The sequence below is a fragment of the Haloferula sp. A504 genome (assembly GCF_044385805.1).
In the GTDB taxonomy this organism is placed as follows: domain Bacteria; phylum Verrucomicrobiota; class Verrucomicrobiia; order Verrucomicrobiales; family Akkermansiaceae; genus Haloferula.
The window spans coordinates 52,867-61,330 of record NZ_JBISBU010000031.1; the positions used below are offsets into that span (position 1 = coordinate 52,867).

Sequence of the window (8,464 nt, forward strand, 5' to 3'; positions counted from 1 at the left end):
TTACAAAGGTGCTCAACCCCTACTGGAACTCTAACTTCCCAGACGCGAAACCACTCGAAAGCGATTGGGTCGAAATCGATGCCGACAAGTATTGGTCGGAGTTCTCGGGGAAAGACTTCGATCCGGACCAAATCCGCGAAATGGCAGATTCCTACTTCTGGGAAGTCATGCTGAAGCACATGGACAACACCACCGCTGAGAAGAGAGCGTTTTGGAAGGCGTTTTATCCCTACGAAAAGTGGCGGAACCGGCATCGGGCGATTGACGGTCTGGTGGCGTCAAGGCACCGGGCGGAGACTGAATTGCTCAAGGCGGCTGAGATGGCCTACAAGCGAAAGTTTCTGTATTTTGGAGACGGGGAGCCGCCGGAGTTGCTCGCTTACGATGAAGGGAGGGAATGGACAGTTGGACGAATCGGAGACGAATTTTGTCGCATGGCAGCCTTGCCCCAAGAAGAGCGGAGCAAAGCGTTCGAGCGTTTGCTGAAGGCCGCGTCTGGGAAGATTAGTGCCGACAAGAGCCAAGTCGAAAAGAGAAAGGCTTGGGAGGCGTTCTGCCGGTATGTGATCGACAACGAGCGGCTTCCAACGATTTTGGCCTTCAATCACAAGGCGGGCTTTCTCAAGCAGGACCATGGGGACAGCAACAGTGAGAAGATCCGAAAGAAGCTCGGGCTTTCGGGCCTCCCCAAAACTTAGGGGAGTTTTGGCCAGAAGACTTAAGATGCATTTGGTGGAAGGCTTGTTGCGCAATGAATCCATCAACGCAACTAGTCGGGGCCGCTGAGTGCATCGCGGCCGTCTTCCCAAGCGAGAATTCCCGTCCCGCGCTTCGCACGTTTCGAACGTGGCAGGCGAGGGGCTGGATTCCGTTCCACCGCATCGGGCGGCGGACCTTCTTTGATCCCGAGGACGTGCGGCGTGCCTTGGATCGTCGCTTCCGTGTCCAGCCGATTCCCGCCCACAACTTCACCCCCAACCAGTAAAACCGAAAACCCCGCCGGGTCAGGACGAGGGCTTTCGGAATCATGCTTAGGACGCCTGAGGAGGATACCCGTTCACCCCGGCAAATCAACACCTAACCGACTGATTTGCCATGAGCATAAACGCATTCGATCAATTCGCCCAAGGACGAGGCACCATCGTTGTCTCCGATTTCACCGCAGGCATCGCGGCACTCCTTGACCACTCAATCGACAAGTGCCATCGAAGCCAACTTGAAGGCATCCGCCCCCTGTTTGAGAGGCTGGCGAAGAAGCATCCCGAGGGGGTCCGGGCCTGCGACCTCACCCGCCGTGAATCAGACGCCCTTCTCAAGGGCATGGCCACCGCGTTTTGCCTCGCCGCAATCTACGGAGCCAGCATCGCCTCCGTCGAACCGGAAGGGGGTCTCCAATGATCGCACCAGCCACCCAATCCGCTCCGCAAGTGTCCGAGGACAATGCTCCGGCGTCGCCTCTTCTGTCCCTGTTTCCGAAAGCAACGGCAACCGAGCAAACGGAAAGCATCACCCTCGAAGAACTCTTCCGCCGCATCCGGGAAGGGGATTGGCGTTCGGAGGTCAACGCATGCCGGAAGCATCTCCGAAAAGGAACGGAGGCAGGGCTGAGGGCCTACCAGGAAGCCAAGAAGACACTCCCCGCAGTAATCTCAACTGGCACGGTCAAGACTCGCAGGAGAAGCGTCAGCGACGAAGAACGGGGCGCTGTTCACTCCGGCTACATCTGTCTCGACTTCGACGGCAAGGACAACCCCGACCACACACTCGACGACCTCCGCCGAATCGTCTTGGCGGCGGACTTCGTGCAAGGCGTGTTCGCCTCCCCTTCCGGTGACGGTCTGAAGGCGTTTGTCAGGGTTCCGGCGGACTTCGACCAGCACCTCGGATGCTGGGAAGCCGCCCGCCAGCACTTCGCCGCCTGCGGGCTCACATTGGACGAGAACACGGCGGACCCGTTCCGGTTCTGCTTTGTCTCCTACGATCCCGATGCCAAGTGGAAGGCGTCCGCCAAGGAGTTGGAGCCCGTTGCCGTCCCCGAGAAGCTGAAACGCGAGCGGACCCCAAGCAACGGCACGGAAGACCCCGCGCACGTCCGCAAGGTCTTGCAGCAACTCGTGGACAAGATCGGCCCTGACCAGAAGCGCCGCAAGTGGCTCCACATCCTCGGAGCGACCCGGGACGGGGTCGGCTTCGACCTCGGCAACGCGTTGGTCGATGAGTTCTTCCCGGCGGTGAAACCCGACCATGATAACGCGGGCGATCCTCCCGATACTCTCGATGCAACGTGGGGCTCACTCCACGGACTCGGCGTGGATCCCGACGATCCGGCTAAGATGTTCGACGCGTTGCCGGACCTGTCCGACCCGCCCGACCTTTTCAGGGTTGCCGCTGAGAAATCGGAACCCGTGCAGACTCGACGATCACTTGCCGACTATCGGGTCGATCATTCCGCCACCCTCTCGCTTTCCTCCGAGCAGATCGATGCACTCCGCCCCCCCTACGTGATCGACGGTTTTCTCAGGCAAGCGGAAGTGGCCATGGTCGGAGCCGAGTCGAAAAGCCGCAAATCGTGGCTTGTCCAGGATGCTGGCTTCTCTCTGGCAACAGGGACTCCTTGGCTCGCCGCCGCCGATGGCATGGGGGGATTCGCCACCAACAAGGCGAAGGTGCATATCTTCGACTTGGAGCTGAACGACTCGGAGGTGAAATACCGCTTCGCCAAGGCCCGGGCGCACCGTTTCGCGGAGTCGCCAGTACTGGCGAAGTGTGCCACCGACAACGTCCGGGCATACTCCCTCGACGGCTTGACCGGGGATGAGATCCGCAGGCTTCTTGCGGAGCTGAAGGCGACGGTCTCCCCCGGGGATCTTGTCATCATCGATTGCCTCTATCGCCTTGTGCCCGACGGCAACGAGACGGAGAAAGTCGCGGACATCCTCGGCGTCGCGAAACGCTTCGCGAAGGAAACGAACGCGGGCGTTATCGTGGTCGATCACTTCCGCAAGGCGGGTGACGACAAGGCGCGGAACCGCTTCGTGGGAACATTCGTGAAGCAGGCGAGCGCAAGCACCCTCGTTGCCATCGAGGTAACGAAGGAGGATGTCCTCGTCCTCAACATCGATGCACGGACGTTCTACGGGGTCAACCGGGTGCATGCACGATTCAACCCGGAGACCTACGCCTTCGACTCCATCCCCGAGGCGGAGCTTGAGCGCCAACGGCGGGAGAGGGCTTTCGAGGAGGAAGAGGGATGGTTGGAAGGGATACGACAGCTTGCGGAACGTGGAGCGTTCACTACCGCCGATGCCGGGGCCTTGTGGAACGTGAAGCGGCAAAGCGCCCTGCCGCGTCTCGAAAAGCTCGTGAAGCGGGGATGGCTTCACAAAGACGCCCCCGGACCGGGCAAAACCACGAAATGGAACCTCAAGCCCGAAGGTCGGGGGGGGTTCGATGGGGACTTTGCCGAGGTCTAGCCTGCACCTCGCCTGCACCTTCCCCGGGAAATCCTTGATTCTAAAGGGAAAAGGGAGGGTGCAGGCCGCCTGCACGTTGATTGCAAGCGGATGGAAGGGATGCGTGCATGCGGGGGGCGTTTCAGCGCCCCCGCTTGCACCTTCCCGTAAGGGTGCAGGTGACAGTTTACCCTATAGGGCAGCAGGTTTGCCTGCACCTTCCTCGGAGGACAAAGCCCCCCCTGTGCCCCCTCAACCTTCCGACTCCCTCAGCGCCGCCCGCAACACCTCCACGACCCTCCCGTGAAGCCCCGGCTCCTTGCTGCCCCTCGACCCGGCGACGTTCAGGCACTTGACCCCGTGCGCCTCGACAAAGGCCCTCAGCGCCTCCTGAGCGTCCCTGTCGGTCATCCCGTCGAGTCGCAGGTGCAGCCACGGGCGACCGTGCTTGGCGGCGAACTCCGCCGTTCGCTTTCACATTATGTGGGGTACGGAACGTCCACGCAAATGGTCCCCTTCGCCGGATGCGGCCCGACTCTAAGTAAAATCAAAAACAATACCCCAGCGACACGCTTGGTAGCAAAATAGATCCTCGCCGCATCCTCAGGAGTCGTTTTATCACCCTCTTTTAAGTGCCATCTTGCAGAACCCTCTACAACCACCGCTCCTTTGTTATCCTTAACCCGATATGAGAAAATAACCACGCCATTGTTCGCGAAGGTAAGATTTCTGCTTTCAAAATAGGAATCCATACCCTGCTGCGCCACCGAAAGATCTTTCACATAGTCGATCAAGGCAGAGGTTGCTTCCATAACAAACCGCCATCTCCCCTTGGTGATTTCATCCGCGAATCGATCCCAATCCTGCGCGAAAAGCACCCCACCCAATCCATTCTCGCTAAATCTTTTCAGCGAGACACTTGGCAATGGCGCATCTTGGCTAGCAGGTTCTGACCGCTCAATTTCAGCTATTGCTGCACCGACGGTCTCGAATGAAAGTATCGAAACACCGTGGTCTTGTAGCTTCTTCCGGTATTTCTTTCGAACGGAAACACAGTACACTACTTCTGCCGCTGAAAGCAGTTCCGATTGACCACTATCGGGTTCCTTACCGTTTACAATCTCAAGCCTAACGTCGCCGACAGGAAGCTTTGCTATCGCAGTGCCAGCTTCCTTGGAACGCTTGTTATCGGCAAGAATATAGCGCATTGCCCCTTCATGCTACTGGTTGCGAGAGGCATCAGCTATCGCATCAAAAACCTTACCAAGAGGCAACCTTAGCTCCCGAATCTCATCTTCCGAAAGCGTCGGAATGATACTGACGACGATGTCGCGAAGTCGGGGGAAATTGGACCTCTTGCTCTCGAACGAAGACGGCTTCCGTCTCGACTTGATTGGGAACGGTTGAATTTGAGAACTTGCTCGGACAGCGGCATCGCCAGCCAGACCCTGATCTCTCAAAGTTTCTTCAAACTTCGCGGCCAGCATCTCAACCCGATGCAGACTCCAATCTCGGTATATACTTCCGCCTTGGTCCTTGAGTAGAGTTGCCCATGAACGCCACCACCCATCCTTGGCATCGGCAACCAATGCCTCTAGCTCGGATCGCAATGATGCAGGTATTCCAGGACGCATCCGTAAGAACTGCTGAGCAGTCTCGACATGAAAGCCTGCACTCGCTGGCGTTATTGATACGCTACCATCGGGAATCGATGAGCGCTCCGTAGAGACACCCACTTCCCCTGTATTGCGATCCACGACCAGAAGACGCCCACATTCAGGGCTTGCCCAAACCCGCCAGAAAGACGTCTTCTCAGCAGTCGCTGGAGCAGGCTTAGGCGGTTGAGGAACCTCCTCACTTTGACCTTTCAGGCCGTAAACTGGATCGACTCCAGAATAGCCCACTATTGCCAACTCAGGAACGCACTCCTGAATGTAGTCCTTGAGCGAGCGGAAACCCAAAGTTTTGGGCGAAAATCCGGGAGAGGCTTGTCGGGCGACAGAGCCCAACTTGGCCCCTGCCAACGCTTGCTGTGCGCCCGAATCGCGAACGGCACATTTTAAGGCCTCGTTAACTGAAGGATTGGACTGTGGAACTGTGGTCATTGCTTGAAACTGTGCTACACGGCATCTTACGCTGTCCCGGTATCGAATTGATACGGGACAGTGCGTAAGACCGTGTCGTTTTCATTGCACAGGACAAGCCTAGATCACCATCAAAGGCAATCGCAGCACAGCCTATGGTGTTCGCCTGCCTGACCCGACAGGTTGAACAACTTCCCAGAGCAAATTGGGCCAATGACCTCCAGGAATCGGGATCAATGTAGTCACACGGAATAGGACTGTCAACACCTGAAATCCCGGTCATCCTGCTGCCCTTTCTCCCCGAAAAGCGACCCCTCAAGCGCCGGATCGTCCAACATCGCCGCCCGAATGTCCGGCCAAGCGGATGCCGCCGCCGTGATAGAGTCCCTCGCCCCTTCCACCCGTCCGGCCCGGGCATGGAAGACGGCGAGAGCGTGATAGAAGCCCGCTGCCGATTCCCTGTCGGAGTCCTTCCCGTCACAGAGAACCCCGGCGAGGTGCTCGCCAATCTCCCACGCCCCGACACCAGGGCAGCACCGCAGGCGGACACGGAGCGCGGCGGGCGTGGCGCGCTCCTCGGCTGGGAGCGCCTCCAGAGCGTCCCACGCGTCTTGCCACAGCCCGAGGTCTGCGAGTCCTTCCGTTTCGCTCAGCATGCCGGAGGATTAAATCCACGGCTCGCCTTGGCAACGGACATCCGCCACCCTCCCACCGTGAACCGCTTTGAGATCCACCCACGCCCCACCGGAGACGGTGTGAACCTGTCAGGCGAGACGCTGGGCGGGGCTGCTGGCTGTCACTGGTTCCGCTCCGTCCGTAGCGCGGCAGAATACGCCCTTCACCGCGCTGGGATGCTGGCCGAGGACTCCAAGCTGATCGTCCACCGACCCGACGGCACGACAGAGGAGCGCGTGATGCACGGCAACGGAGCGCCGGGCCTCGCCATGAACACCGCGTCCGCTTCATGTTTCTGAGGCGTCACACGGCGCTTGTGGCGCTCCTGCTGGCGCTCGTGGCGTGTGACCGGAGCACCGCGCCTCCCGCTCCCTCCAAGCCCGCCAGCGAGCCACAGGAGACCGCCCGCCAACCGGAGCGCCCCGCCACCCCTCCCGAGGCTACCAAGCCCGCCCCTGTCCCGTTCGAGATCGTAGGAGAGGTCACGGGCCTGATCGACCCGGTCCGCCTCGACGGACTCCAGGGCAAGCGAGCCGCCAACCGCTCCTTGCGCCGTGTCTGCTTCGTTCTTGAGTCCGCCCGCCGCGATGGACACGACCCCGCCGCCGTCATCGACCAGTCACAGGAGGCGCTCAACATCGCCGGGACAGCCCGTGCCGATGCCGTGAAAGCCTCCCTCCTGCGGAACCTCGACATTCTCGGCAAGCTCGGATGCCTCGAACCCGCTGGCATGGCCAAGCTCGAAACGAGCAACGCCCCCACGATCACACGCGGACCCTATGCGGGCGACATCGCCAGCGTGGATCACATCATCCCCCGGAGCGTCTGCGAGGAACTCGATGAACGGCTCTACAACCTCGAATTCATGCCCTCCCGAATGAATAGCGGCAAAGGGAACCGGGTGACACAGCGGCAGGTCCAGCTTGCGGAGCGCTGGCACGCGGCGGGACTGGTGAGCGGCGAAGGTTTGCGGGCTGTGAAGACGGCGCGGGCGGACTGAGCACTTCTGCTCGGTTACTTGGTCGTCATCTTGAAAACTATCCCGTAGCCCGTCCGAAACTTCTCGTGCTGCAACTCAATCACGTAGGTTTCCCCTTCGATTTTCCGTCCCTCTGTCGGATCAAACTTGGCGAAGACCTCGGCGGATCGATCCACGTTCCACGCTTGCAAGAGACCCTCGATCACTTGGCGGAACTTCTTCAAAGTTGCCGTTGCTCCCTCCGCGTTGAAGCAATTCGCAGTCACTTTCACCGATTCAATCGATTCCTCGCCTGAAGAAGAGAAGAGGCACGTCACGTCATTGTCGATGTCTCCAACCTTAGTCAGCCCTCCTTTGTGAGTCGTGACCTCCGTCTGGCTGGTCCATCCAAGCCCGAGGTCTCTCCAAGTCGGTTGCGGCCCTGCAAGCGGCTTGAGCCCGTATTTCAGGGGAAGCTCGATGCACTCTTTCGGCTTACGAAACGGAGCAAAGGCAACCTCGGCACAGGCGGTTGAACAACACGCGGCGAGGATCAAGAGGGAGACGAGTTTCACGGCGACAACTTGAGAAAGCCCGATGGAAGCCACAAGCAAAGAACCGAAGCACGGCAACGCCAGCACGACCCGGGCCTCGGTACCCTCGCAAGCTCAGGTGCCTTGTTGACGCTGCAAGCAGCGTCCGCTGCCGCCCCAAGCGGAACAAATTCGCTCAGCGCTGCGGCTCGTTTTCGCGCGGGAGTGCGAGGTACACAGCACTGCCAATAACGCCGAGAACGACAATTAACACGATGCCGATAATGCGATTAGAATCCGAAAGCATCCGGTTCCGAATGCAGTGGATCAGCGACCACACCCAAAGACCAACCAAACCAAGCATCAGAAAAATGATGATCCACTCCGGTCCCTGCGGCCCTCCGAATCCAAGAAACTGCAACGCATTCACACGGCCATTTGTATCGGACAACTCCGCGACTTCAAGGCTTCAAGCCCCGCATCGTGCCTCCGCGCCTCCTCTCCCTGCCGCTGGCGTGCTGTCACGCGTGCTGCTGGCCTCCGGGTCCTTGTGGCGTTCGCGGCGTAATGCGGAGCGCCTCCCGCTCCGGTCGTGCCTCCCTCCGCTCGCCCCGCATGGGTCCCTCCCCAAAGGGGACCCCGTCCCATGCCCCCCGCCGCTACCGCATTACCGCGAAGCCACAAGTGCCCTACGGCCCGGGCAGCCCCCGCGCCAGCACGCAGTCAGTTCGCCTCCGGCTCAACCTCCCCCGCACACGCCCC

The 8,464-nt window shown here is 59.8% G+C and carries 10 protein-coding genes and 1 pseudogene; 5 read left to right on the forward strand and 6 right to left on the reverse strand.

What is annotated here, in order from left to right; all coding sequences use genetic code 11:
• Positions 1–8 precede the first annotated feature (8 nt).
• From ACG2LG_RS14535 to ACG2LG_RS14545, 3 genes are all read left to right on the forward strand, one after another.
• On the forward strand, positions 9–698 hold the full coding sequence (locus ACG2LG_RS14535; RefSeq protein ID WP_396260123.1) for a hypothetical protein: 690 nt from the start codon (positions 9–11) through the stop codon (positions 696–698).
• Positions 699–1,095: 397 nt separating this feature from the next.
• Positions 1,096–1,398, forward strand: a complete 303-nt coding sequence (locus ACG2LG_RS14540; RefSeq protein WP_396260125.1) for a hypothetical protein — start codon at positions 1,096–1,098, stop codon at positions 1,396–1,398.
• A gap of 29 nt (positions 1,399–1,427) precedes the next feature.
• Complete coding sequence (locus tag ACG2LG_RS14545; protein WP_396260127.1) at positions 1,428–3,473, forward strand: AAA family ATPase; 2,046 nt, start codon at positions 1,428–1,430, stop codon at positions 3,471–3,473.
• Positions 3,474–3,704: 231 nt separating this feature from the next.
• On the opposite strand, the pseudogene ACG2LG_RS14550 reads toward ACG2LG_RS14545, so the two are convergent.
• From ACG2LG_RS14550 to ACG2LG_RS14565, 4 genes and pseudogenes are all read right to left on the reverse strand, one after another.
• A pseudogene (locus ACG2LG_RS14550) lies at positions 3,705–3,911 on the reverse strand (YpsA SLOG family protein); the annotation flags it as partial.
• A gap of 20 nt (positions 3,912–3,931) precedes the next feature.
• A complete protein-coding gene (locus ACG2LG_RS14555; RefSeq protein WP_396260128.1) occupies positions 3,932–4,660 on the reverse strand; it encodes a hypothetical protein in 729 nt (242 codons plus the stop codon).
• A gap of 12 nt (positions 4,661–4,672) precedes the next feature.
• Complete coding sequence (locus tag ACG2LG_RS14560; protein ID WP_396260130.1) at positions 4,673–5,557, reverse strand: hypothetical protein; 885 nt, start codon at positions 5,555–5,557, stop codon at positions 4,673–4,675.
• Positions 5,558–5,796: 239 nt separating this feature from the next.
• Positions 5,797–6,192, reverse strand: a complete 396-nt coding sequence (locus tag ACG2LG_RS14565) for a hypothetical protein (RefSeq protein WP_396260131.1) — start codon at positions 6,190–6,192, stop codon at positions 5,797–5,799.
• A 57-nt stretch (positions 6,193–6,249) separates the two neighbouring features.
• Between ACG2LG_RS14565 and ACG2LG_RS14570 the strand changes: the two genes are divergently transcribed.
• Both ACG2LG_RS14570 and ACG2LG_RS14575 read left to right on the forward strand, forming a co-directional pair.
• The gene (locus ACG2LG_RS14570) at positions 6,250–6,510 is read left to right on the forward strand and encodes a hypothetical protein (RefSeq protein WP_396260132.1); all 261 of its coding nucleotides are present in this window, start codon (positions 6,250–6,252) and stop codon (positions 6,508–6,510) included.
• Positions 6,501–7,211, forward strand: a complete 711-nt coding sequence (locus ACG2LG_RS14575) for a hypothetical protein (protein WP_396260133.1) — start codon at positions 6,501–6,503, stop codon at positions 7,209–7,211. Before ACG2LG_RS14570 ends, ACG2LG_RS14575 begins: the two co-directional genes overlap by 10 nt.
• A 14-nt stretch (positions 7,212–7,225) precedes the next feature.
• On the opposite strand, the gene ACG2LG_RS14580 is transcribed toward ACG2LG_RS14575, so the two are convergent.
• Entirely contained in the window at positions 7,226–7,744 is a 519-nt protein-coding gene (locus ACG2LG_RS14580; RefSeq protein WP_396260134.1) for a hypothetical protein, read from the reverse strand.
• A gap of 154 nt (positions 7,745–7,898) precedes the next feature.
• The gene (locus ACG2LG_RS14585; protein WP_396260136.1) at positions 7,899–8,132 is read right to left on the reverse strand and encodes a hypothetical protein; all 234 of its coding nucleotides are present in this window, start codon (positions 8,130–8,132) and stop codon (positions 7,899–7,901) included.
• Between the last annotated feature and the right edge of the window lie 332 nt (positions 8,133–8,464).